23 protein-coding genes and 1 tRNA gene are annotated in these 23580 nt (G+C 64.5%); 21 read left to right on the forward strand and 3 right to left on the reverse strand.

The genetic code is table 11. The features are described from left to right. Window positions 1–16: 16 nt before the first annotated feature. Genes AC56KZ_RS16815 through AC56KZ_RS16835 form a run of 5 tightly spaced genes read left to right on the forward strand, consistent with a single transcriptional unit; the run spans window position 17 to window position 5092 of the window. Window positions 17–376, forward strand: coding sequence for an STAS domain-containing protein (locus AC56KZ_RS16815; RefSeq protein ID WP_497163329.1), 360 nt, complete (start codon window positions 17–19; stop codon window positions 374–376). After that, window positions 373–840, forward strand: a complete 468-nt coding sequence (locus AC56KZ_RS16820; RefSeq protein WP_497163330.1) for an anti-sigma regulatory factor — start codon at window positions 373–375, stop codon at window positions 838–840. The genes AC56KZ_RS16815 and AC56KZ_RS16820 overlap by 4 nt, the downstream gene beginning before the upstream one ends. Further along, on the forward strand, window positions 828–1859 hold the full coding sequence (locus tag AC56KZ_RS16825) for an ATP-binding SpoIIE family protein phosphatase (RefSeq protein WP_497163331.1): 1032 nt from the start codon (window positions 828–830) through the stop codon (window positions 1857–1859). Before AC56KZ_RS16820 ends, AC56KZ_RS16825 begins: the two co-directional genes overlap by 13 nt. Beyond that, window positions 1856–3199, forward strand: coding sequence for an ATP-binding protein (locus AC56KZ_RS16830; RefSeq protein WP_497163332.1), 1344 nt, complete (start codon window positions 1856–1858; stop codon window positions 3197–3199). Before AC56KZ_RS16825 ends, AC56KZ_RS16830 begins: the two co-directional genes overlap by 4 nt. A gap of 3 nt (window positions 3200–3202) precedes the next feature. Further along, window positions 3203–5092: a hybrid sensor histidine kinase/response regulator gene (locus AC56KZ_RS16835; RefSeq protein ID WP_497163333.1), complete on the forward strand. Its 1890-nt coding sequence runs from the start codon at window positions 3203–3205 to the stop codon at window positions 5090–5092. A 55-nt stretch (window positions 5093–5147) separates the two neighbouring features. On the opposite strand, the gene AC56KZ_RS16840 is transcribed toward AC56KZ_RS16835, so the two are convergent. Next, window positions 5148–6572 (reverse strand): M16 family metallopeptidase, encoded by a 1425-nt coding sequence (locus tag AC56KZ_RS16840; protein WP_497163334.1) that lies wholly within the window; start codon window positions 6570–6572, stop codon window positions 5148–5150. 11 nt (window positions 6573–6583) lie between these two features. Then, window positions 6584–7954 carry a M16 family metallopeptidase gene (locus AC56KZ_RS16845; protein WP_497163335.1) on the reverse strand — a complete coding sequence of 457 codons (1371 nt, stop codon included), beginning with the start codon at window positions 7952–7954 and terminating at the stop codon, window positions 6584–6586. Between the two features lie 303 nt (window positions 7955–8257). Between AC56KZ_RS16845 and AC56KZ_RS16850 the strand changes: the two genes are divergently transcribed. The 3 genes from AC56KZ_RS16850 to AC56KZ_RS16860 all read left to right on the forward strand — a co-directional run bounded on the left by AC56KZ_RS16850 (window position 8258) and on the right by AC56KZ_RS16860 (window position 10336). Beyond that, window positions 8258–9025, forward strand: coding sequence for a GIN domain-containing protein (locus AC56KZ_RS16850; protein WP_497163336.1), 768 nt, complete (start codon window positions 8258–8260; stop codon window positions 9023–9025). Window positions 9026–9077: 52 nt separating this feature from the next. Next, window positions 9078–9686 carry a tetratricopeptide repeat protein gene (locus tag AC56KZ_RS16855; RefSeq protein ID WP_497163337.1) on the forward strand — a complete coding sequence of 203 codons (609 nt, stop codon included), beginning with the start codon at window positions 9078–9080 and terminating at the stop codon, window positions 9684–9686. Window positions 9687–9817: 131 nt separating this feature from the next. After that, window positions 9818–10336, forward strand: a complete 519-nt coding sequence (locus AC56KZ_RS16860; protein WP_497163338.1) for a YcxB family protein — start codon at window positions 9818–9820, stop codon at window positions 10334–10336. A gap of 256 nt (window positions 10337–10592) precedes the next feature. Here the strand turns inward: AC56KZ_RS16860 and AC56KZ_RS16865 are convergent, their stop codons facing one another. Then, the gene (locus AC56KZ_RS16865) at window positions 10593–11894 is read right to left on the reverse strand and encodes an SGNH/GDSL hydrolase family protein (protein WP_497163339.1); all 1302 of its coding nucleotides are present in this window, start codon (window positions 11892–11894) and stop codon (window positions 10593–10595) included. Between the two features lie 260 nt (window positions 11895–12154). Between AC56KZ_RS16865 and AC56KZ_RS16870 the strand changes: the two genes are divergently transcribed. From AC56KZ_RS16870 to nuoI, 13 genes are all read left to right on the forward strand, one after another. Continuing rightward, window positions 12155–13144 carry an NAD(P)H-quinone oxidoreductase gene (locus tag AC56KZ_RS16870; protein WP_497163340.1) on the forward strand — a complete coding sequence of 330 codons (990 nt, stop codon included), beginning with the start codon at window positions 12155–12157 and terminating at the stop codon, window positions 13142–13144. A 103-nt stretch (window positions 13145–13247) separates the two neighbouring features. Further along, entirely contained in the window at window positions 13248–14003 is a 756-nt protein-coding gene (tpiA, locus tag AC56KZ_RS16875; protein WP_497163341.1) for a triose-phosphate isomerase, read from the forward strand. Between the two features lie 54 nt (window positions 14004–14057). Beyond that, window positions 14058–14555, forward strand: coding sequence for a preprotein translocase subunit SecG (secG, locus tag AC56KZ_RS16880; protein WP_497163342.1), 498 nt, complete (start codon window positions 14058–14060; stop codon window positions 14553–14555). A 280-nt stretch (window positions 14556–14835) separates the two neighbouring features. Continuing rightward, window positions 14836–14920: transfer RNA gene (locus tag AC56KZ_RS16885), tRNA-Leu, on the forward strand. Window positions 14921–15089: 169 nt separating this feature from the next. Further along, window positions 15090–15449, forward strand: coding sequence for an NADH-quinone oxidoreductase subunit A (locus AC56KZ_RS16890; RefSeq protein WP_136218549.1), 360 nt, complete (start codon window positions 15090–15092; stop codon window positions 15447–15449). A 3-nt stretch (window positions 15450–15452) separates the two neighbouring features. After that, on the forward strand, window positions 15453–15935 hold the full coding sequence (locus AC56KZ_RS16895) for a NuoB/complex I 20 kDa subunit family protein (protein WP_497163343.1): 483 nt from the start codon (window positions 15453–15455) through the stop codon (window positions 15933–15935). A 24-nt stretch (window positions 15936–15959) separates the two neighbouring features. After that, window positions 15960–16553, forward strand: coding sequence for an NADH-quinone oxidoreductase subunit C (locus tag AC56KZ_RS16900; RefSeq protein WP_497163344.1), 594 nt, complete (start codon window positions 15960–15962; stop codon window positions 16551–16553). Then, window positions 16553–17806: an NADH-quinone oxidoreductase subunit D gene (locus AC56KZ_RS16905; RefSeq protein ID WP_497163345.1), complete on the forward strand. Its 1254-nt coding sequence runs from the start codon at window positions 16553–16555 to the stop codon at window positions 17804–17806. The genes AC56KZ_RS16900 and AC56KZ_RS16905 overlap by 1 nt, the downstream gene beginning before the upstream one ends. Before the next feature lie 37 nt (window positions 17807–17843). Then, the gene (gene nuoE, locus AC56KZ_RS16910) at window positions 17844–18332 is read left to right on the forward strand and encodes an NADH-quinone oxidoreductase subunit NuoE (protein ID WP_497163346.1); all 489 of its coding nucleotides are present in this window, start codon (window positions 17844–17846) and stop codon (window positions 18330–18332) included. Continuing rightward, complete coding sequence (gene nuoF / locus AC56KZ_RS16915) at window positions 18329–19624, forward strand: NADH-quinone oxidoreductase subunit NuoF (protein WP_497163347.1); 1296 nt, start codon at window positions 18329–18331, stop codon at window positions 19622–19624. The genes nuoE and nuoF overlap by 4 nt, the downstream gene beginning before the upstream one ends. Before the next feature lie 21 nt (window positions 19625–19645). Further along, window positions 19646–21982 carry an NADH-quinone oxidoreductase subunit NuoG gene (nuoG, locus tag AC56KZ_RS16920; RefSeq protein ID WP_497163348.1) on the forward strand — a complete coding sequence of 779 codons (2337 nt, stop codon included), beginning with the start codon at window positions 19646–19648 and terminating at the stop codon, window positions 21980–21982. After that, window positions 21982–23067: an NADH-quinone oxidoreductase subunit NuoH gene (nuoH, locus tag AC56KZ_RS16925; protein ID WP_497163349.1), complete on the forward strand. Its 1086-nt coding sequence runs from the start codon at window positions 21982–21984 to the stop codon at window positions 23065–23067. Before nuoG ends, nuoH begins: the two co-directional genes overlap by 1 nt. A 12-nt stretch (window positions 23068–23079) precedes the next feature. After that, window positions 23080–23568: an NADH-quinone oxidoreductase subunit NuoI gene (nuoI, locus tag AC56KZ_RS16930; protein WP_290423001.1), complete on the forward strand. Its 489-nt coding sequence runs from the start codon at window positions 23080–23082 to the stop codon at window positions 23566–23568. The last annotated feature ends 12 nt before the right edge of the window (window positions 23569–23580 follow it).

The raw sequence follows: 23580 nt of genomic DNA on the forward strand, positions 1-23580 counted from the left end.
CAGGACAGGAGCAACGATGGAACGTATTCCTATCCTGCGGATGGGTGACCTGCTGCTGGTCACCATTCAGGTCGACATGCACGACCGCCTGGCCATGACCTTGCAGGACGATCTGACCGAGCGTATCGTGCGCGACAACGCCAAGGGCGTCCTGATCGACATCTCCGCGCTCGACCTGGTCGATTCCTTTATCGGGCGTATGATCAGCAATACCGCAGCCATGGCGCGCGTGCTCGACGCCCAGACCGTGGTGGTTGGCATGCAGCCGGCCGTCGCCATCACCCTGGTCGAGCTGGGCCTGACCCTGCACGGGGTAAAAACCGCGCTGAACGTCGAGAAGGGCATGAACCTTCTCGGAAAGAATTTCAATAGATGAGTACTGCGAATGCTTCCGCAGTCGAATTCGAGACGGACTTGTTGGAACGTAATGCCAGGCAGCGCATCGAACGCGTCGTTCTGCCCTTGCGTACCGACGAGGACGTGGTCGGCTTGCGCCGCCACGTGCGCGAGCGCGCGGTCGCCATCGGCCTGTCGCTGGTCGACCAGACCAAGCTGATCACTGCAGCGAGCGAACTGGCGCGCAACACGATCAAGTATGGCGGCGGCGGTGCGGTTTACCTGGATAAGCTGAGCGACGGCTTGCGCAACGGCGTCGCCCTGGTCTTCGTCGACAACGGCCCCGGCATTCCCGACCTCGAGCTGGCGCTGCGCGACGGCTACACCACTGGCGGCGGCCTGGGCCTTGGCCTGGGCGGTTCGAAGCGCCTTGTCGACGAATTCGACATTGACACCCGGATCAAAGAGGGGACCGCCATCGCGGTCGTGAAATGGAAACGCTGATCAGCTCCCTGAGCACCCAACATGCCTATGCGATCGTGCACGCCAGCGACATCTCGGCGGCGCGCCGCGCCGGCCAGAAGCTGGCAATCGAGCTGGGTTTTAACGAAACACGGGCCGGCCAACTGGCCCTGATCATCACCGAGGCCGGCACCAACCTGCTCAAGCATGCGGGCGAGGGGATGCTCTACCTGAACGTGGCCCAGTCAGAAGGCGTGCCCGGGGTCGATGTGCTGGCCGTGGATAATGGCCCCGGCATCGCCGATCTCGACGCCTGCTTGCGCGACGGCATGTCCACGGTCGGCACCGCTGGTACCGGGCTCGGCGCGCTGGGCCGTCTGTCCAACGAATTCGATGTCTGGTCGCTCCCCGGCAGCGGGGCCGTGTTCTTCATGCGCCTGTGGCGCGACGAGGCGGGACCGGGCCTGTGCCGGGTCGAGGTCGGCGCCCTGACGGTGCCGCTGGCGGGCGAGGACGAATGCGGCGACGGCTGGGGCGTGGCCTGCGATGCGCGCGGGGCTACCCTGCTGGCGGTCGACGGCCTCGGCCATGGCCCCGTGGCGGCCGCCGCGGCGCAAGCGGCGCTGCGGGAATTGCATCGCCTGCCGTCGTCGGAACCGACCGCGCTGGTGAACGCGGCGCACGAGGCGCTGCGCGGCACGCGTGGCGCGGCGCTGGCGGCGGCGCGCATTGATTTCGAGAACAACGTCGTGCGCTTGGCCGGCATCGGCAACATCGGCGCCTATGTGATCGATGGCGACGTCCGCCGTGCGTTGATCTCTCATCCCGGTATCGTCGGCCACAACATGCGCAAGGTGCAGGAGTTCAGCGCGCCTTGCCCGCCGGGCGCCTTCTGCATCCTGCACTCGGACGGCATCCAGACCCAGTGGGACCTGGAGCGCTACCCGGGCCTGATGGCGAGAAGTCCGGCGCTGGTGGCGGCCATCCTGATGCGCGACTTCATCCGCCGCCGCGACGATGCGATGGTGCTCGTCGTGCGCCGAGGCCCGGGCCGCGTATGAACCAGCGCATCCTTGCCGTCGCACTCGACAGCGACAAGGACGTGGTGCTGGTACGCCAGCGGGCGCGCCAGGTATCGGCGCTGCTCGGCTTTAACAAGCAGGACCAGGTCCGGATCGCCACCGTCGTCTCGGAAGTGGCGCGGGCGGCCTGCGGCACGGGCGCCCGCGCGGTGTTTTCGCTGGTCGGTCCCGATGGACGCCAGGAGCGCCAGCAGCTCGAAGTGCTGGTGAACAGGTACCGGGCCGCCGCGCCGCACAGCGAGGCGGCGGCCGTGTTCGACGCGGCGCTGGTGACGGCGCAGCGCCTGATGAGCAGCTGCGACCTTGACACCACCGGCTCCACGCCGGGCGTGCGCATGCGCAAATCCCTGCCGGTCGCGCTCAGCCCGGCGCGGCTGGCGCAGGTCGCCACCGAGCTGGCGTCCACGCCGATCGGCAGCTCCTTCGAGGAAATGCAGCAGCAGAACCGCGAGCTGGTCGAAACCCTGGCCGAACTGCGCGAGCGCCAGGAACACTTGCTGTCGCTCACGCGCGAGCTGGAAGACACCAACCGCGGCATCGTCGCCCTGTATGCCGAGATCGAGGACAAGGCCGAGCGCCTGCGCAGCGCCGACGAAATGAAGTCGCGCTTCCTGTCGAACACCAGCCACGAATTGCGCACGCCGCTGTCGTCGATCCGCGCGCTGTCCAAGCTCCTGCTCGACCGCATGGACGGCGATCTGACCGAAGAACAGGAGCGCCAGGTCTTCCTGATCGAGCGCACCGCCACCGAGATGTCGGAGCTGGTCAACGACCTGCTCGACCTGGCCAAGATCGAGGCCGGGCGGGTCGAGGCGCAACTGGCGCCGGTCGTGGTCGAGAACCTGTTCCGCGCCTTGAAAGGCATGATGCGCCCGCTGGTCGATTCCGAGCGCGTGGAACTGGTGTTCGACGACGGCGGCGACCTGGCTCCCTTCGAGTCGGACGAGACCATGCTGGCGCAGATCCTGCGCAACTTCATCTCGAACGCCTTGAAATTTACCGAGGAGGGTTCGGTACGGGTCAGCGCGGCCGAGGATGTTGCGGCCGGCACGCTGACCTTCGCCGTGACCGACACCGGCATCGGCATCGACGGCGCCCATCTGCACCTGATCTTCGAGGAATTCGCCCAGGTCGAGAATCCGCTGCAGCGGCGCAGCAAGGGAACTGGCCTGGGCCTGCCGCTATGCCGCCGCCTGGCCGGCCTGCTGGGCGGCTCGGTCGATGTCGCGAGCCGGCCTGGAATCGGCTCGACCTTCATGCTGACGCTGCCGCGCCAGTTTCCACATCAATTTTCAAACCCGGCGCCCCTGAAGAACTGAACCATGACCGCCAAACCATTTTCCATCCTGAACGTCGACGACAACGACGGCGCGCGCTACGCGAAGACGCGCATCCTGCGCAGCGCCGGCTTCAACGTACTGGAGGCGGCCAACGGCACCGACGCCCTGGCCATGGTGCGCGACGAGGAGCCGGCGCTGGTGCTGCTGGACGTCAAGCTGCCCGACATCAACGGCATCGAAGTCTGCCGCCGCATCAAGGCCGACCCCGATACCTGCGGCGTGCTGGTGCTCCAGACCTCGGCCGCGCTGACCAACCGCGCCGACCGCGTACGCGGACTCGAAGGCGGCGCCGACAACTACCTGGCCGCGCCGATCGAAGCCGATGAGCTGATCGCCAACGTGAATGCGCTGCTGCGCATGCGCCAGACCCAGGACGAGCTGCGCGAAAGCGAAGAGCGCTTCCGCCAGTTGACCGACAACGTCGAGGACGTGTTCTGGATGTTTTCCGCGCCCGACGGCGTGCTCGCCTATGTCAGCCCGGCCTACGCCACCATCTGGGGCCGCAGCTGCGATTCGCTGCGCCGCCACCACGCCAGCTGGCTCGACGGCGTGCATCCCGACGACCGCGCGCGCCTGGCCGGGCGCTGGGCCACGCTGGCGATCCAGCCGCACTACGACGAGGAATTCCGCGTGGTGCTGGCCGGCGGCGCCACGCGCTGGGTGCGCGACCGCCTGTTCCCGGTGCGGAATGCCCGTGGCGACGTCTACCGGGTGGCGCGCGTGACCAGCGACATCTCGGCGCGCAAGGAAATGGAAGGGTTGCTGCGCGCCGCCGACGCCAACAAGAACCAGTTCCTGGCGACCCTCGCCCACGAGCTGCGCAATCCCCTGTCCCCGATCCGCAACGCCGCCGCGCTGCTGGGCGTGGGCGGCGACGCGGCCGCCGGGCGCCATGCCCAGGCGCGCGAAGTCATCCTGCGCCAGGTCGAGCACCTGGCGCACCTGGTCGACGATCTGCTGGATGTCGCCCGGATTTCGGAAGGCAAGATCGTGCTGCGGCGCGAGGAAGTCAACCTCGGCGCCGTCATCGAGCAGGCCATCGAGACCGCCGGCCCGCTGATCGCGGCGCGCGGCCACCGCCTGGAAGTACGCCAGGCCGATTGCCAGGTCTGGATCGCCGGCGACCCGGTGCGCCTGGCGCAGTCGATGGGCAACCTGCTGCACAACGCGGCCAAGTTCACCCCGGTCGGCGGCGAAATCCGCCTCGAGGTAGCGCTCCACAAAGAGAGCGTGCACATTGCGGTGATCGACAACGGCATCGGCATCGCCGAGAACAACCTGTCGCGCATCTTCGGCATGTTCGCCCAGGCGGCGGTGCCGCCCGACCGCGCGCCCGAAGGCCTGGGCATCGGCCTGTCGCTGGTGTCGCGCCTGCTCGAAATGCACGGCGGCAGCCTGCGCGCGGAGAGCCCGGGCATCGGCATGGGCTCGACCTTCACGGTCGAACTGCCGGTGCTGCGCACCGCCGCCGCCGAAGGGGCGATCGGCGTGGCGCCGAAAGAGGACGCGGCCCCGGCCGGCCTGCGCGTGCTGCTGGTCGACGACAACGTCGATGCGATGGAGATGATGGGCTTCCTGCTGGCCGAGATGGGTCACGAAACCTGGACCACCTCGGACCCCGGCCGCATCGAAGCGATGGCGCTGGAGCACAAGCCGCAAGTGACCGTGCTCGACATCGGCCTGCCCGGGGTCGACGGCTACCAGCTGGCGCGCATGCTCAAGGCGAACCCGCAGCTGACTCACATCCGCCTGGTGGCGCATACCGGCTACGGCTCGCCCGACGACCGCCGCCGCGCGCTGGAAGCCGGGTTCGACGCCCACCTGGTCAAGCCGGCGGAGCTGGAAGACCTGGAAAAGGCGTTGCGGGGGTAGGAGACCAAAAAAAATGCCCGCACGCGGCGGGCATTCGGTCGACACGAATGTCGATTTACTTCTCAAGCACCTTGAACTCCCCGAACGGCTTGAGCTGCGCGCCCAATGCGGCCGGATCGCCCACCACCACGATCGACTGCGCCTCGGGTGCGAAATACTTCTTCGACACGTCGCGCACCTGCTGCGGCGTCACCTTCTGGATCAGCGGCACGTACTGGCCGAGGAATTCCGGCGGCAGGCCGATCAGCCAGTTCTGGGCCAGCGTCGAGGCGACGGCGCCCTGCAGCTGGTTGCTGATCAGGTAGCCGCCGGCGACGTAACGCTTGTTCATCGTCATTTCCTCAGGCGTTACCAGCTCGCTGCCGATGCGCTTGTACTCGTTCAGGTATTCGGTCAGCGCCGCGCCCGTCACTTCATTGCGCACATCGGCCCCGCCCATGACGGCGCCGCCGACGCGGTTCATGCGCGCACCGGCCGAGGCGCCATAGGTATAACCCTTTTGCTCGCGCAGGTTGATGTTGACCCGGCTCGAAAAGCCGCCGCCGAGGATGGTGCTGGCCAGGCGCAGCGGCACCTGTTCGTCGGCGCTGGCGGGGATGCCGGGGCCGCCGACGCGAATCGTCGACTGCACGCTGCCTGCGCGCGGCAGGACGATGCGCGCCGGTGCGGACGCACGGGCCGGCGGCGCCGTTTCCGCCAGCGCCTGGCCGGTGGCTTTCCAGCTGCCGAAGGCGGTCTGCGCCAGCTTCATCATGCCAGCCTCCTTGACCGGGCCGGTAATCACCAGCAAGGCGCGGTCCGGGCGGAAGCGTTTGGCATGCTCGCTGCGCAGCATTTCCTGCGTCACCGCGCCGATCGCTTCCGCGGTCGGCTGGGTGTGGCCGTAAGGGTGTTCGCCATACACGGCCTGGTTGATGGCGCGCTCGGCGCGGAAACGCGGCGTGGCTTCGGCCGCGCGCAGCGACTGCAGCGCATTGGCCTTGGCCAGCTCGACCTCCTTGGCCGGGAAGCTCGGCGTGCGCGTGACTTCGGCCAGCAGCGACATCATGTCGGCCGCGCGCGAAGTGACCGCGTTGGCCTGCACGAGAATGCCGTCCGAAGCCGGGCCGGCGGCGACCGAGCCGCCCATGCCCTGGGCCGCTTCGGCGATCGCGCGCGAATCGCGCCTCGCGCTGCCTTCGTTGATCATCCCGGCCAGCAGGCTGGCAAAGCCCGGGTTGTCGCGGCCGTCGGCGGCAAAACCTGCACCGCGCACGGCCAGCACGTAGTCCACGCGTGGCAGGCCCTTGCGCGGCACGACCCAGACGGTCATGCCATTGGCGAGGGTTTTCTTGACGATTTTCGGCGTCGGGATCGGCTTGTCCTGGCCGTAGGCAGGCATCGCGGCCGCTTGCGGCGCAGGCGCCACGGCGGAAGTCTGCGCGAAAGCGCTTGGGGCGAACATCATCGAGATCGCCAGTGTCAGCATCAGTTTTTTCATCGATGCGCTCCTTATTTTGGGGTCGCCGGCTTGGCGACGGGCTTGCGGTCGATCACGGTGCGGTTGGTCTTGACCAGGTAGGTCGAGGCCGCGCGCTGGATGTCGGCTGAGGTGACGCCTTCGATCCAGCCAGGGATCTTGTTGACGACATGCGCGTCGCCCCACAGGGTCTGCAGGCGGGCCAGGGTGTCGGCGCGGCTGATGAAGCTTTCCAGCCCGTTGTTCCAGTCGGCCAGCATCCGGGTTTTTACGCGCTTCAAGGTGGCGGCGTCGACGCCGTCCTTGACGATCTTCGCGATTTCCTGGTCCATGGCGGCGAGGATGGCGTCGGCGTTGGTGGTCGGCTTGTACATCGAGTACACGGTGAACAGGGTCGGGCCGTCGAATTCCCATGGGCTGGTCAGGCCGAACAGGACGTCCACGTTCAGCGCCAGTTCGCGGCCCTTGACCAGGCCCTGGTACAGGACCGAGGCGTCGCCGCCGGCCAGCAGTTCGCCCAGCACGGCCATCGGCGCCTGGTCGCGGCTGCCGCGGTCAGGCATCTTCCAGGCCGCGGCCAGCGCCGGCACCTGGGCCAGCGCGTCGCTCTGCTCGATGCGTTTTTCAGCCGTGTTGAGCGGCTCGGTGAAGTCGCCGCCCTTCGGCACCGGGCGCGCGGCGATGCCGCCGAAGTATTTCTGCGCCAGCGCGAAGCCCTGGGCCGGGGTCACGTCGCCGGCAATGGCCAGCACCGCGTTGTTCGGGCCGTAGTAGTCGCGGTGGAAGGCGCGCACGTCGTCGAGGCTGGCGCCTTCGAGGTCCTGGAAGCTGCCGTAGCCGTCATGGTTGTTTTCCCATTTCTGGAAGGCGTGCTGGCCGATGTCGATCCACATGAAGCCGCCGTAGGGCTGGTTCTTCACGTTGACGCGGATTTCTTCCTTGACCACGTCCTGCTGGTTCTTCAGGGTCGCGGCCGAAAAATCGAGCGTCTTCATGCGGTCCGCTTCCAGCCACAGGATCGGCTCGAGCGCGGAAGCCGGCGCGGTTTCGATGTAGTTGGTGAAGTCGGCGCGGGTCGAACCGTTGTTGCGTCCGCCGCCGCCGGTGATGGTTTTATCGAACACGCCTTTCGGGGCATTCGGCGTGCCCTGGAACATCAGGTGTTCGAACAGGTGGGCGAAGCCGGTGCGGTTCTTCGGCTCGAGCCGCATGCCGACGTGGTACACGACCGAGACGCCGACAGTCGGCGAGCTCGAATCCGGGGTAACGATCACGGTCAGGCCGTTGTCGAGTTTTTTGGTGTGGACCGGCAGGTCCCACCTGTCGCTTGACGCCGAAGGCGTGGCAGCTAAGGCGGAGACCGACAGGCTGAGCCCGGCCAGCAGGACGGGAAGATGGCGCATGCGCATTGATGACCTCAAGGATAGGACTGAATCGAATGGAAAAACAGCGGCCCAATCTTAGCGCAACAGCATGTTGGAAAGTCATTTTTTTGCGTATGCATGTGGACCATGCGGGACGCATATGCACGGTCAATCCGTCGTCTGGGCCTTCGAATCTGCAGTCTGTCGCAATCCGCGCCGCTTGCTGCCGGCGGCTGGCTATAGTGGCGATATCGGCAATCTTGCATTTCGCAAGCCGCCAGGAATTGTCGGGTAACATTCCAGGCAAACGCAACGCAACACGAGAAACACGGAGAACATCGCATGATCAATTATGTGGGTCTGGGCCTCGCCGCCCTGTGCATGCTGGCGCCGCTGCGTCCGGCCACAGCGGCGCCGGACGGCGTTACCGAAACCCGGCCGCTCGATGCGCGCGTGGTGCGCGTCAAGGTGGAAGGCGTGGTCGACCTGCGCCTGCGCCAGGGCAGCCCGGCCTCGCTGGTGCTGTCCGGGGACCCGCGCTGGATCGCGAAGCTAAGCTCTCGCCAGAACGGCGACAGCCTCGTCATCGGCAGCGAGATGAACGGCGTGCGCCTGGGCCGCCAGAGCCCGGTACGGGCCGACATGGTGCTGCCGAACCTGCGCGAAGTCAGTTCCGAGAGCCTGGGCAGCACCGACATCACGGGTTTTCGCGGCGACGAGCTCGAACTGTCGCTCGACGGCGCGGGGACGATGAACGTGAACGTGGTTTACCGCCTGATCAGCGCCAGCCTTGAGGGCGTCGGCAGCATGAAGCTGACCGGGATGAACAGCGAAGGCATCAGCCTCGACTTGCAGGGCGCCGGCTTCGTGACGCTGGCCGGGCGCAGCAAGTGGGTGAAAGCCGAACTGGCCGGCCTGGGCGGCCTGGACGCACAGGGTTTGACGGCCGACAGCGTGACGCTCGACTTGTCGGGCCTCGGCAACGCCAGCGCCACAGCCCACGGCAGCGCCAACCTGAACCTGTCGGGCATGGGTTCGGTCACCATCTACGGCAAGCCCCTGAGCCGCAAGGTGAGCGTCGACGGGCTGGGCAAGGTCAGCTGGAAGTAATCGAGCCCATCATCGCACCCAGGTACGAAAGAGTCCGGTCACGCACGAGACAATGAAAAAAACTATCGCAGCGATCCTGCTGGTATTTGGCCTGCAAGGCATGGCGCAAGCTGGCTTTCCCGAGGGAGCAAGCGCCTACAACGCCCGCAATTACGCGCAGGCCCTGAAAGAAGTCACGCCGCTGGCACGCGCCGGCCACGCCGACTCCCAGCACTTGCTGGGCCTGATGTATTACATGGGCCGCGGCGTCGTCCGCAATTACAAGGAAGCCTTTGCCTGGCACGTGAAGGCGGCCCAGCAGGGCAAGGCCGACGCCCAGTACGTCGTCGGCGCCATGTACTACACCGGCAACGCCGTGCCGCAGGACCAGAAACACGCCGTCACCTGGTTCCGCCGCGCGGCCGAGCAGGGCCACGGCGAAGCCCAGCATGCGCTGGGGCTGATGTACCGCTACAAGGTCGCCGGCGTACCGGGCGACCCGGTGATCGCCTACATGCTGTGGAACCTGGCCGCGGCCACCGGAAACCACAACGCGGTGAACCAGCGCGCGGCAATTTCAAAACAGATGACGCAGGCGCAGATCGAGGAGGCGCAGGCCTTGTCGCGGACCTGGAAGGTGGGGACGAGTTTGCCGACGCAGTCGAAGACGGGTGGGGGCTAGGCCGATCCGATGTCGTGAAGGCTGACGCGGATGGTAGGTGAGAATGTGCGTGTTTTTATCGCGAGTAACAGTGCTAAGCTTGGCTACTTTGCCAACATGACAGCATCTGCTCATTCCCCCACGATCGCCATATGGACATTTCGACGAACCTCACCTGGCGCGACCTCATCGCTGTTAATTGCAAGCTGCAATCGCGAATGCCTCTCAATGTAATTTCCTTTCTGATCGTTATTTGCTTGAACTTTGGCTTCACGTGGGCCGACCCTGGTTTCGAATCGTTCATCGACGTGGTGATTGCAGCATTCGTCGCCGTTTTCGTTGGCCTCATCGCTATGCTTGTGGGTGCACTGATCAGCTTCTTGTGCATGCTCCTGATGGCTGCCAAGACGCCCGGTGTGCTTGGGAGGCATGACTTTTCGATCTCGCCCGCAGGTTTGAAAGAGCTTACTGCTGTCAACGATTCCATGAATGCATGGGCGGGAATTCGCGAGGTAATCATGACGCGCAATTACCTGGTGTTCTACAACGGCATGACCGCCCATGCGATTCCGCGCCGCGCATTTGCTTCGCAGGCACAGTTCGATGCGTTCTCCGACCAGACAGTAGCTTGGTGGAAGAGTGCACGGGCAGTGCACCCAGCAGCGGCTTGAGGGGACTCCATGAACCGCGAAAGTAACCCCCCCGGTGGGCGCGGAACGTAGGGTGGGCGGCTCCACCCGAAAGCTGGAATAATCACGGCGCCTGGGCCGCTCACGCGTTCAACCGGCTCCAGCAAGCTCGCTCCGCTCACACGTCTGTTGAACGCGTGAGCGGCGCATCAGCAGCGTTGATGCGGGCCGTCAAGTAGAGCCGCACACCCTACGTGCCTGTACTTGTTTGCAGCAATCCCGCGACGCGGGTCCGGAATTATTTCACCGATTCCGCCGGCTTGACCGCCGCCGCTCCCAGCGAGCGGAACAGCGTCAAGGGCACCGCATTCCCCATCGCCTGGTAGCCCAGATCGCTCGGGTGCAAGTGGTCGCCGCTGTCGAAGGCGGGCAGGAAGCGACTCGGGCGGGCCGGGTCGCGGGTGACGAGGTCGAAGTCGATCACGCCGTCGAACTCGTCGCTCGAACGGATCCACGCGTTCACCGCCTCGCGTACGACTTCCTTCTGCGGCGAATAGTAGCCGGCGCCCTCGAAGGGCGTCAGCGTGGCGCCGAAGATGGCGATGCCCTTGGCATGGGCGCGTGCGATGACCTGGCGGTAGCCGGCGATCAGTTCACTGGCCGCAATCGGGTTCTCGTTCGGGCTGTTGCCGATGTCGTTAATGCCGATCATCAGGGTCATGTAGCGCACGCCGGCGGTGGCCAGCACGTCGCGATCAAAACGCTCGAGGATCGACCGGCCGGCGAGCGGGTTCGGCGAATCGGACAGCAGGCGGTTGCCGCTGATGCCGCGGTTGACCACGCCGAGCCGGGCGTTCAGCCCGAGCACCGGGTCACGCACGGTCTGCAGGCGCCGCGCCAGCCAGTCGGGCCAGCGGTTGTTGGTGTCGACCGTGCTGCGGGTGCCGTCGGTGATCGAGTCGCCCATCGCCACGATGGCCGGACCCGTGCTGTCGACGTCGACTTCCGTGAGGAAGGGCCAGTTGGTGATCGTGCGCTGGGTCGGCAGCGTGGCCGCCGCCGTGAAGTCGCCCGGCAGCGACACGTAGTTGGTCTGCAGCGCCGTGTTGTGGAGGGTGCTGGCCTGCACCGTGCCGGGCAGGTAGAGGCTGATGGCCAGGTCGCTCAGGGCCGGTACGTTCAGCTCGACCGGATCGGACAGCACCGGTGCGCCGGGTGGAATCGTGATCGATGCGTTGCCGCTGAAGGTGAGCGCGCGGTCGGTGCCGGGCGCGACTTCCGAGCCCGTGCTGCGCACGCCGATGCGGGCGGCGCCGATGCGCAAGGGCGTGGCGCCGAACTCGTTCGAAACGCGGATGCGCACGCGGTTGCCGCCGATGCTGGTATGGACGATCAGGCGCAGGGTCTGGTCGGTGAAGGTCTGCACATTGGCCGGCAGCGGCGGCCCGGCCGGCGCGGTGCCCCAGGTGCCGGTCCAGCGCTCGTTGCTCCAGTTCTGGGCGAAGGCGTGCTGGCCGGGAAGGGCGAGGACGACGGCGAGCGCGGCGCCGACCAGGCTGCGGCGCGCAAGGTCGAACAGGGCAGGCGATTTCACATGCATGATCGTGCTCCTTCGGTAGTTGAGGGACGGCTCCGAGCAGCTGAGCTCGGGTCCTTCAATTTATGCGCCTGGAATAGGCCGAACAAGATAGTTCCGGATGAGTTCATTGCGCCAGCTCTAGCGTTCGCTAGAAAGCTCATACGTTAGAGAATTTGTTTGCGCAAGGACATAGAATTAGGAAATATATTCGCCGTACAGCAACGATTAAAGGGTCGAAAGCCCTGGCGTACAATTGCGCTTTTCCTAAGAAGGAGCCCACCATGCGCGCCATCGAGATCACCCAGCCCGGGAAACCCGAAGTACTGCAACTGTGCGAGCGCCCGCTCCCTGCACTGAAAGCGGGCGAAGTGCTGATCCGGGTCCACGCCGCCGGCATCAATCGCCCGGACGTGCTGCAGCGCCTAGGCCACTATCCGGTGCCGCCCGGCGCCTCCGACCTGCCGGGGCTGGAAGTGGCGGGCGAGATCGTGGACGGCAACCCCGGCGATCTTGCCGGCAGCGGCTTCGCCAGGGGCGACATGGTCTGCGCGCTGGTGCAGGGCGGCGGCTATGCCGAGTACTGCGCGGCGCCGCTGGCGCAATGCCTGCCGATTCCGGCCGGTCTTACCCCGGTCGAGGCGGCCTCGCTGCCGGAAACCTTCTTCACGGTCTGGACCAACGTTTTCGACCGCGCGGGCTTGAGCGAAGGCGAGACCCTGCTGGTGCAGGGCGGCAGCTCGGGCATCGGCGTCACCGCGATCCAGCTGGCCAGCGCGCTGGGGCATCGGGTGTTCGCGACCGCCGGCAGCGATGAAAAATGCCGCGCCTGCGAGGAACTCGGCGCCGAGCGCGGAATCAATTACCGGGACGAAGATTTTGTCGACGCCGTGAAAACCCTGACCGGCGGGCGCGGCGTCGATGTCGTGCTCGACATGGTGGGCGGCGACTATGTGGCGCGCGAGATCGCCTGCCTGGCCGACGACGGCCGCATCGCCCTCATCGCACTGCTCGGTGGGGCGAAGGCGACGGTCGACCTGGGGCAGGTGCTGCGGCGCCGTTTGACCATCAGTGGCTCGACCCTGCGCCCGCGGCCGGTCGCATTCAAGGCGGCGATCGCGGGCAAGCTGCGCGAACGGGTGTGGCCGCTGATCGAGGCGGGGCGCATCAAGCCGGTGATTTACAAGGTGTTTCCGCTGGCGCAGGCAGCCGAGGCGCATGCGCTGATGGAGAGCAGCGCGCACGTCGGGAAGATTGTGTTGCAGGTGGTATGACTCGGTTCGAGCATTCGCTACTTTCTCCTGCTTCCGCTCAGCCTTAGTTTGACCGTCTCCGGAACGGCAGCTAGAATAGCGGGTTATTTGACTGTGGGGTAATATGCGTCCCAAACTCGTTGTAGGTAACTGGAAGATGAACGGCAGCCGTGCGGATAACGCGTCGCTGCTCTCTGGTATTGCCGCCGGGCTCGGCGGGCTTGACCCCGCAAAGCTGGCTTGCGCCGTCTGCGTGCCGGCTCCCTACCTGCAGCAATGTGCCGATGCGCTGGCCGGAACCGTGCTTGCCTGGGGCGGCCAGGACGTGTCGCGCCATGCGAGCGGCGCCTACACCGGTGAAGTCGCCGCATCGATGCTGGCCGATTTCGCTTGCCGCTACGTGATCGTCGGCCACTCGGAGCGCCGCGCCTACCATGGCGAGAGCGACCTGCTGGTGGCGCAGAAGGCCCAGGCGGCATTGAGCGCCGGCCTGACCCCGATCGTCTGCGTCGGCGAAACGCTCGACGAGCGCGAAGCAGGCCAGACGACCTCGGTCGTCAGCCGGCAATTGTCCGCCGTGCTGGAGCTGCTTGACGACGCCGCCATCGAGCGTATCGTGGTGGCCTACGAGCCGGTCTGGGCGATCGGTACCGGCAAGACGGCTACCCCGGCCATGGCGCAGGAAGTGCATGCCCAGCTGCGCAGCCAGTTGCGCGAGCGTAGTGCAGAAGCATCGCAGAAGGTCGCCATCCTGTATGGCGGCAGCATGAAGCCGGACAACGCGGTCGAACTGATGGCGCAGGCCGACATCGACGGCGGCCTGATCGGCGGCGCCGCGTTGAAGGCACAGGATTTCCTGGCGATCATCGCCGCAGCCTGAAGGTCCTTGGCTGAAAAGAATTTGCAACGTAGTTAAACTTGGAATGGAATCGTAATGAACGTGTTGTCCAATTTTGTGATTGTCGTGCAGGTCATCTCCGCGCTGGCCATCATCGCCCTCGTGCTGCTACAGCACGGCAAGGGTGCCGACATGGGTGCCGCTTTCGGCTCCGGCGCGTCGGGCAGCCTGTTCGGCGCCAGCGGTTCGTCGAACTTCCTGTCGAAGTCGACCGCAGTTGCCGCGGCCATCTTCTTCGCCTCGACCCTGTCCCTGGCCTACATGGGCAATAGCCGTAGCGGCACCGCGCCGACCGGCGGCGTGATGGAGCGCATGGCCGCGCCTGCCAACGGCGTACCTGGAAATGCCGCTCCGGCCGTTCCTGCAACGACCACCAACATCACGACCGACGTGCCTGCGCCGGCCGCGGGTGTGCCAGTCCTGGCGCCGGCGACGGAAGTTCCAGTCACCCCTGCGCAGACCGCGCCAGCCACGCCAGCGCCGACCCCGGCTCCGGCCGCTCCAGCGCCAGCCGTGCCGGCAACGCAGCAGTAAGCTGTCGTTTGCATCGCCCGCGAAGACCGGCGCCGCCGGTTTTCGCGTGTGCGGACAGGCGCCAGGGTAGGGCAGTGGTATCGTTTCAGTAGTGGCAGTCCCTTGTAGTACAGCGTCAGCAGCGCCGCCCGCCAGGGTGCGGTTGAACGTTCAGACCTCTTTTGCTGTGTTTTCAAAGGCGCAACGAGAGAAAGTTTGAGAATTGTCCCGCTTTTCCTTGCGATGCCTCAATTTGTGCATTGAAAAAAGGTGCTAAAGCAGGGTAGAATACTGGTCTCCAGCCGACGTGGTGAAATTGGTAGACACGCTATCTTGAGGGGGTAGTGGCGCAAGCTGTGCGAGTTCGAGTCTCGCCGTCGGCACCAAAATATAGAAAAAGCCAGCAAGGGCAAACGAGCAATTGCTCTCATGCCTGAGCTGGCTTTTTCACGAGGATCAGTCGTCCGGTCCTGGTAGTACGAGGCCAGGATTGCGCGATGCGGCGCTGCAGGCATGCAGTGGATTCATTAACCGATCGTTCAAATAGGCTCCATCGTGAACCTCGAAAATTATTTCCCCGTTCTTCTCTTTATCCTGATTGGCGTCGGTGTCGGCGTCGCACCCCAGGTGCTCGGGTATCTGCTCGGACCACAGCGTCCCGATGCGGCAAAACTTTCCCCCTACGAGTGCGGCTTCGAAGCCTTCGAAGACGCACGCATGAAATTCGACGTCCGGTACTACCTGGTCGCGATCCTCTTTATTTTGTTTGATCTGGAAACGGCATTCTTCTTCCCATGGGGCGTCTCCATGCGCGAACTGGGCTGGACCGGCTTTGTGACGATGATGGTGTTTATCGCCGAGTTCGTCGTTGGGTTCTGGTACATCTGGAAGAAGGGTGCCCTTGATTGGGAATAAGCCATGGCTATTCATGAAGGCGTTCTAAACGAAGGTTTCATTACCACCACAGCCGATAAGCTGATCAACTGGGCGCGCACCGGGTCGATGTTCCCGATGACGTTTGGCCTGGCATGCTGCGCGGTCGAGATGATGCATGTGGGCGCAGCCCGCTATGATCTCGACCGTTTCGGCATTGTGTTCCGCCCGTCGCCACGCCAGTCCGACGTGATGATTGTCGCCGGTACCCTGTGCAACAAGATGGCGCCGGCGCTGCGCAAGGTCTACGACCAGATGGCCGAGCCGCGCTGGGTGATCTCGATGGGTTCCTGCGCCAATGGCGGCGGCTACTACCACTACTCGTACTCGGTAGTGCGCGGCTGCGACCGCATCGTGCCGGTCGACGTGTATGTGCCGGGCTGCCCGCCGACGGCGGAAGCTCTGCTGTACGGAATCATGCAGCTGCAGAACAAGATCAAGCGCACCAACACCATCGCGCGTAGCTAAATAACCGCCATTGCCGGATTCACCATGACGACAAAACTCGAAGTCCTCCAGCTCGCCCTGGAAAAAGCACTGGGCGAGGGCGCACTGATTACCGCGGCGCTCGGCGAAGTGACCGTGGTGGTCAAGGCCGCCGATTACATCGCGTCGATGCAGACCCTGCGCGACGACCCGACGCTCGCGTTCGAAGAAATGATCGACCTCTGCGGCGTCGATTATTCCGAATACGGCGAAGGGACCTACGACGGCCCGCGCTTCGCGGTCGTTGTGCACCTGCTGTCGCTGGCGAACAACTGGCGCGTGCGCGTGCGCACCTTCTGCCCGGACGACGAGATGCCGATCGTGGAATCGATCACGCCGATCTGGCGCGCCGCCAACTGGTACGAGCGCGAAGCCTTCGACCTGTACGGCATCCTGTTCGACGGTCACGGCGACCTGCGCCGCATCCTGACCGACTACGGCTTCATCGGCCACCCGTTCCGCAAGGACTTCCCGATTTCGGGCTATGTCGAAATGCGCTACGACCCCGAGCAGAAGCGCGTGATCTACCAACCCGTGACGATCGAGCCGCGTGAAAACATTCCGCGCGTGATCCGCGAAGAAACCTACGGGATGAAATAATGGCTGAGCTTAAGAATTACACCCTGAACTTTGGTCCGCAGCACCCGGCAGCGCACGGCGTGCTGCGCCTCGTGCTCGAACTCGACGGCGAAGTGATCCAGCGCGCCGACCCGCACATCGGCCTGCTGCACCGCGGCACCGAGAAGCTGGCCGAAACGCGCACCTACCTGCAGTCGGTGCCCTACATGGACCGCCTCGACTACGTGTCGATGATGTGCAACGAGCACGGCTACGTGCTGGCGATCGAGCGCCTGCTCGGCATCGAAGCGCCGGTCCGTGCCCAGTACATCCGCGTCATGTTCGACGAAATCACGCGCCTCCTGAACCACCTGATGTGGCTGGGCGCGCACGCGCTCGACATCGGCGCCATGGGCCCCTTCCTGTACGCCTTCCGCGACCGCGAAGACCTGTTCGACGTCTACGAAGCTGTGTCCGGCGCACGTATGCACGCGGCATACTATCGTCCGGGCGGCGTGTACCGCGACCTGCCGGACTTCATGCCGCAGCACAAGGAATCGATCATCCGCTCGAAAAAAGCGATCGCCGCCCTGAACGAAGACCGCCAGGGCTCGGTGCTCGACTTCATCGACGCCTTCACCAAGCGCTTCGACGGTTATGTCGACGAGTACGAGACCCTGCTGACCGATAACCGTATCTGGAAGCAGCGCACGGTGGGCATCGGTGTCGTCAGCCCGGAAGACGCGATGGCGATGGGCTTTACCGGCGCCATGCTGCGCGGTTCGGGCGTCGAATGGGACCTGCGCAAGAAGCAGCCGTATGCCGTCTACAGCGAGCTCGAATTCGACATCCCGGTCGGCACGAATGGCGACTCCTACGACCGCTACCTGGTGCGCATGGAAGAGATGCGCCAGTCGAACCGCATCATCAAGCAGTGCGTCACCTGGCTGCGCGCGAACCAGGGTCCGGTGATGATCGACAACCACAAGATCGTCCCGCCTGCGCGCGAAGAGATGAAGTCGAACATGGAGTCCCTGATTCACCACTTCAAGCTGTTCACCGAAGGCTTCCACGTGCCGCCGGGCGAGGCCTATGCCGCGATCGAACACCCGAAGGGCGAGTTCGGCATTTACATCGTGTCCGATGGCGCCAACAAGCCCTACCGCATGAAGATTCGTACCCCGGACTATGCCCACCTGCAGAGCCTGGACGAGATGTCGCGCGGTCACATGATCGCCGACGCCGTCACCATCATCGGCACCCAGGACATCGTTTTCGGTTCCATTGACAGGTGACGCTTCCGTCCGATAAGTCGTAAAGGCAGAAAAGAATATGTTGTTATCCGAGCAGTGCTATCAAAAAATCGACCGCGAACTGGCCAAGTACCCGGCTGACCAGCGCCAGAGCGCCGTGATGGCCGCGCTGGCGCACGCCCAGGTCGAACTGGGCTGGCTGTCGCCTGAAACCATGCAGGAAGTCGCCGACTACATCGGCATGCCGGCCATCGCCGTGCAGGAAGTGGCGACTTTCTACAACATGTACAACATCCGCCCGGTCGGCAAGCACAAGATCACCGTGTGCACCAACCTGCCATGCGCATTGTCCGGCGGCGAGCGCGCGGCGCACCACCTGAAGCAGAAACTCGGCGTCGAGTTCCGCAGCACCACCGAAGACGGCCAGTTCACCGTCATGGAAGGCGAGTGCATGGGCGCTTGCGGCGATGCGCCGGTCATGCTGGTGAATAACCACCGCATGTGCTCGTTCATGAGCAACGAGAAGATCGACGCCCTGGTGGAAGAATTGAAGGAAGCCAAGCAATGACCAGCCTGCACGACCGTCACATCAATCCGCTGATCCTGAAGGATCTGAACGGCGAAAACTGGCATCTTGAAGATTACGTCAAGCGCGGCGGCTATTCGGCCCTGCGGCGCATCCTGGAAGGCGGCATCACCCAGGAACAGGTGATCGCCGACCTGAAGGCCTCGGGCCTGCGCGGCCGCGGCGGCGCCGGTTTCCCGACCGGCCTGAAGTGGAGCTTCATGCCGCGCCAGTATCCTGGCCAGAAATACCTCGTCTGCAACACCGACGAAGGCGAGCCGGGTACCTTCAAGGACCGCGACATCATTCGCTACAACCCGCATTCGCTGATCGAAGGCATGGCCATTGGCGCGTTCGCGATGGGCATCACCGTCGGCTATAACTACATCCACGGCGAGATCTTCCAGGAATACCTGCGTTTCGAAGAAGCGCTGGAAGAGGCGCGCGCCGCCGGCTTCCTGGGCGACAAGATCATGGGCTCGGAGTTTTCCTTCCAGCTGCACGCGGCCCACGGTTATGGCGCCTACATCTGCGGCGAAGAAACCGCCTTGCTCGAGTCGCTCGAAGGTAAAAAGGGACAGCCGCGCTTCAAGCCGCCGTTCCCGGCCTCGTTCGGCCTGTACGGCAAGCCAACGACGATCAACAACACCGAGACCTTCGCTGCAGTGCCGTTCCTGCTGAACATCGGTCCCGAGAACTACATGGCCCTCGGCAAGCCGAACAACGGCGGCACCAAGATCTTTTCGATCTCGGGCGACGTCGAGCGTCCGGGCAACTACGAGATCCCGCTGGGCACGCCGTTCGCGAAGCTGCTGGAACTCGCCGGTGGCATGCGCGGCGGCAAGAAGATCAAGGCCGTGATTCCTGGCGGCTCGTCGGCGCCGGTGATCCCGGGCGACATCATGATGCAAACGGACATGGACTACGACTCGATCGCGAAAGCGGGATCGATGCTCGGTTCCGGCGCCGTGATCGTCATGGACGAGACGCGCTGCATGGTCAAGTCGCTGCTGCGCCTGTCCTACTTCTACTACGAAGAATCCTGCGGCCAGTGCACGCCGTGCCGCGAAGGCACCGGCTGGCTGTACCGCATGGTGCACCGGATCGAAAACGGCCAGGGCCGTCCGGAAGACATCGAGCTGCTGAACAACGTTGCGTTCAACATCAAGGGCCGCACCATCTGCGCACTCGGCGAAGCCGCCGCGATGCCGGTGGAAGCCATGATCAAGCACTTCCGCGACGAGTTCATTCATCACATCGAGCACAAGCAATGCGCTGTGCCCACATACCTTTAAGCCAGGTCAGGTAACGATCAAATGGTTGAAATTGAATTAGACGGCAAAAAAGTCGAAGTCGCACCAGGTTCCATGGTGATGGACGCCGCAAACAAACTCGGGACCTATATCCCGCACTTCTGCTATCACAAGAAATTGTCGATCGCAGCGAACTGCCGCATGTGCCTGGTCGAAGTGGAAAAGGCGCCGAAGCCGATGCCTGCCTGCGCCACGCCAGTGTCGCCGGGCATGATCGTGCGCACCCACAGCGACAAGGCCGTGCAGGCGCAGAAGTCGGTGATGGAGTTCCTGCTGATTAACCACCCGCTCGATTGCCCGATCTGCGACCAGGGCGGCGAATGCCAGCTGCAAGACCTGGCCGTCGGTTACGGCAAGAGCAATTCGCGCTACAACGAAGAAAAGCGCGTGGTCGCCCCGAAAGAGGCCGGCCCGCTGATCTCGATGGAAGAGATGGCGCGCTGCATCCAGTGCACCCGCTGCGTACGTTTCGGCCAGGAAGTAGCCGGCGTGATGGAATTCGGCATGGTTGGCCGCGGCGAACACTCGGAAATCACGACTTTCGTCGGCAAGACCGTCGACTCGGAAGTGTCGGGCAACATGATCGACCTGTGCCCGGTGGGCGCCTTGACGTCGAAGCCTTTCCGCTACAGCGCCCGTACCTGGGAACTGCAGCGCCGCAAGTCGATCTCGCCGCACGATTCGCTCGGCACCAACCTGATCGTCCAGGTCAAGGGCGGCAAAGTCATGCGCGTGCTGCCGCTCGAGAACGAAGCCATCAACGAATGCTGGCTATCGGACAAGGACCGCTTCTCGTACGAAGCCCTGGACAACGCCGACCGCCTGATCAACCCGATGATCAAGCAGGGCGGGCAGTGGCAGGAAACCGACTGGCAGACGGCGCTGGAATACGTCGCCCATGGCCTGCGCAACATCCGCCATGAGCATGGCGCCGACAGCATCGCCGCCGTTGCCACCGCGCATTCCACGGTCGAAGAGCTGCACCTGCTGAACAAGGCGATGCGCGGCTTCGGCGTGAACGCCATCGACTTCCGCCTGCGCCAGAGCGATTTCGCCCTGGACGGCAGCGTGACGCCATGGCTGGGCATGCCGATCGCCGAACTGTCGAACCTGAAGCGCGCCTTCATCATCGGCTCCTTCCTGCGCAAGGACCACCCGCTGGCGGCCACCCGCCTGCGCCAGGCGACCAAGAGCGGCGCCAAGCTGTCGATCCTGCACGCCTCTGATGAAGACAACCTGATGCCGTTTGCCGGCAAGATGATCGCCGCGCCGAACGACTGGCTCGCCGCCTTGTCGGAAATCGTGTCGGCCGTGGCTGCCGCCAAAGAAATCGCGGCCCCGAGCGGCTTCGAGAACGTGCAGGCCGGCGACGCCGCCAAGGCGATCGCCGCTTCACTTGTTGCCACCGGCGCCGACATGCCGGGCGCCGTACTGCTCGGTAACGCCGCCGCCCACCACCCGCAAGCCTCGCAGATCCACGCGGCCGCGCAATGGATCGCCGATGCGATCGGCGCCAAACTCGGCTCCTTCGTGGAAGCGGCCAACACCGTCGGCGGTTACCTGGTCGGTGCGACCAGCAACACCGACTTGTTCGCCACACCGAAGAAAGCCTTCGTGCTGTTGAACGCGGAGCCGGAGCTCGATTGCGCCAACCCGCAGCAGGCCATGGCCGCATTGCACGGCGCGGAAATGGTGGTTGCCATGTCGCCGTTCAAGCATGGCTTCGAGTATGCCGACGTGCTGCTGCCGATCTCGCCGTTCACCGAAACCGCCGGTACCTTTGTCAATTGCGAAGGCCGCGCGCAAAGCTTCAACGGCACCGTGAAGCCGCTGGGCGAGACCCGTCCGGCCTGGAAAGTGCTGCGCGTGCTGGGCAATCTGCTCGGCCTGCAAGGTTTTGAATTCGATACCGCCGAAGCGATTCGCGACGAAGCGCTGGGTAAAGGCGTCACCGATCACTCGGGCAAGCTGAACAACGTGGCGAAGCTGGCTCCTCAGGCGGCGAACCGCGCTCAAGAGCAGGGCGCGCTGCAGCGCATTGCCGACGTGCCGATCTATTTCACCGACGCCATCGCGCGCCGTTCCGAACCGCTGCTGCGCACGGCCGACGGCCAGCAGCCGCTGGCGCGCCTGCCGAAAGCCCTGGCCGAGCGCCTGGGCGTGGCCGCGGGCGACGTCGTACGCGTCACGCAAGGCACGGGCAGCGCACTGCTGGTCGCCGAGATCGACGCGCGCCTGCCGGCGAACGTCGTGCGCGTGGCCGCCGGTCACCCGGCAACGGCAACGCTGGGCGCGATGTTCGGCTCGATCAATATTGAAAAAGCAGGGGAGGGCAAGTAATGGCAACGCCCGGTTATATCGATAGTTTCTACGAGTTCGGCGCCGCCAGCCCGATCGCACCGGTCTGGCCGTTGGTCTGGACTGTGATCAAGATCCTGTGCGTCCTGCTGCCGCTGATGGGCCTGGTCGCCTACGCTACCCTGTGGGAACGCAAGCTCATCGGCTGGATCCAGATCCGTGTCGGCCCGAACCGCGTCGGTCCCCTGGGCCTGCTGCAGCCGATCGCCGATGCCTTGAAGCTGTTGTTCAAGGAAATCGTGATCCCGACCAAGGCCACCACCAAGCTGTTCGTGCTGGGCCCGATCATGACGATCATGCCGGCGCTGGCCGCCTGGTCGGTCGTGCCTTTCGGCCCAGGCGCGGCGCTGGCCAATGTCAACGCAGGTTTGCTGCTGCTGCTGGCGATCACCTCGATCGAGGTCTACGGCATCATCATCGCCGGCTGGTCGTCGAACTCGAAATACGCGTTCATGGGCGCCATGCGCGCTTCGGCCCAGATGATTTCCTATGAAATCCCGATGGGTTTCGTGATGGTCGTGGTGCTGATGGTCTCGGGCAGCCTGAACTTCTCGGACATCGTCGCCGGCCAGGCCATCGGCATGGCTGCAAGTAACGGGCTGAACATGTTCTCGTGGAACTGGCTGCCGCTGCTGCCGCTGTTCGCCATCTATTTCATCTCGGGTCTTGCCGAGTGCAACCGCCACCCATTCGACGTGGTGGAAGGCGAGTCGGAAATCGTCGCCGGCCACATGGTCGAGTACTCGGGCATGTCCTACGCGATGTTCATGCTGGCCGAATACGCCAACATGATCCTGATCGCGACCCTGGCATCGATCATGTTCCTCGGCGGCTGGCACGCACCGTTCGCGATCCTGGAGTTCGGCGGCGCCTTCGGCGGCTTCTTCTGGCTGTTCCTGAAGATGTTCCTGCTGGTGTCCCTGATGATCTGGGTCCGCGGCACCTTCCCGCGTTACCGCTATGACCAGATCATGCGCCTCGGCTGGAAAGTCTTCATTCCAATCACGCTGGTCTGGCTGGTGCTGGTCGCCGGCGTCATGCAGACGTCCTGGAATATCTGGAAGTAAGGAATTGCATTCATGAACCGCATTAAAGAAATCCTCGGCAGCCTGATGCTGACCGAACTGTTCAAGGGCCTGGCCCTGACGGGCCGCTATGCCTTGTCGCGCAAGATCACCGTGCAGTACCCGGAAGAGAAGACCCCGATGTCGAACCGCTTCCGCGGCCTGCACGCGCTGCGCCGCTACCCGAACGGGGAAGAGCGCTGCATCGCCTGCAAGCTGTGCGAGGCAGTCTGCCCGGCGATGGCGATCACGATCGAATCGGCGCAGCGCGAGGACGGCACCCGCCGCACCACGCGCTACGACATCGATCTGACCAAGTGCATCTTCTGCGGTTTCTGCGAAGAGTCCTGCCCGGTCGACTCGATCGTCGAGACCCATGTGCTGGAATACCACGGCGAAAAGCGCGGCGATCTCTACTACACCAAAGAGATGCTGCTGGCCGTGGGCGACCGCTACGAAGCCGACATCGCCGCCGCCCGTGCGGCTGACGCGAAGTATCGCTAATGCGTCGTCAAT

It is taken from the genome of Telluria sp. LT2P34, assembly GCF_059685915.1.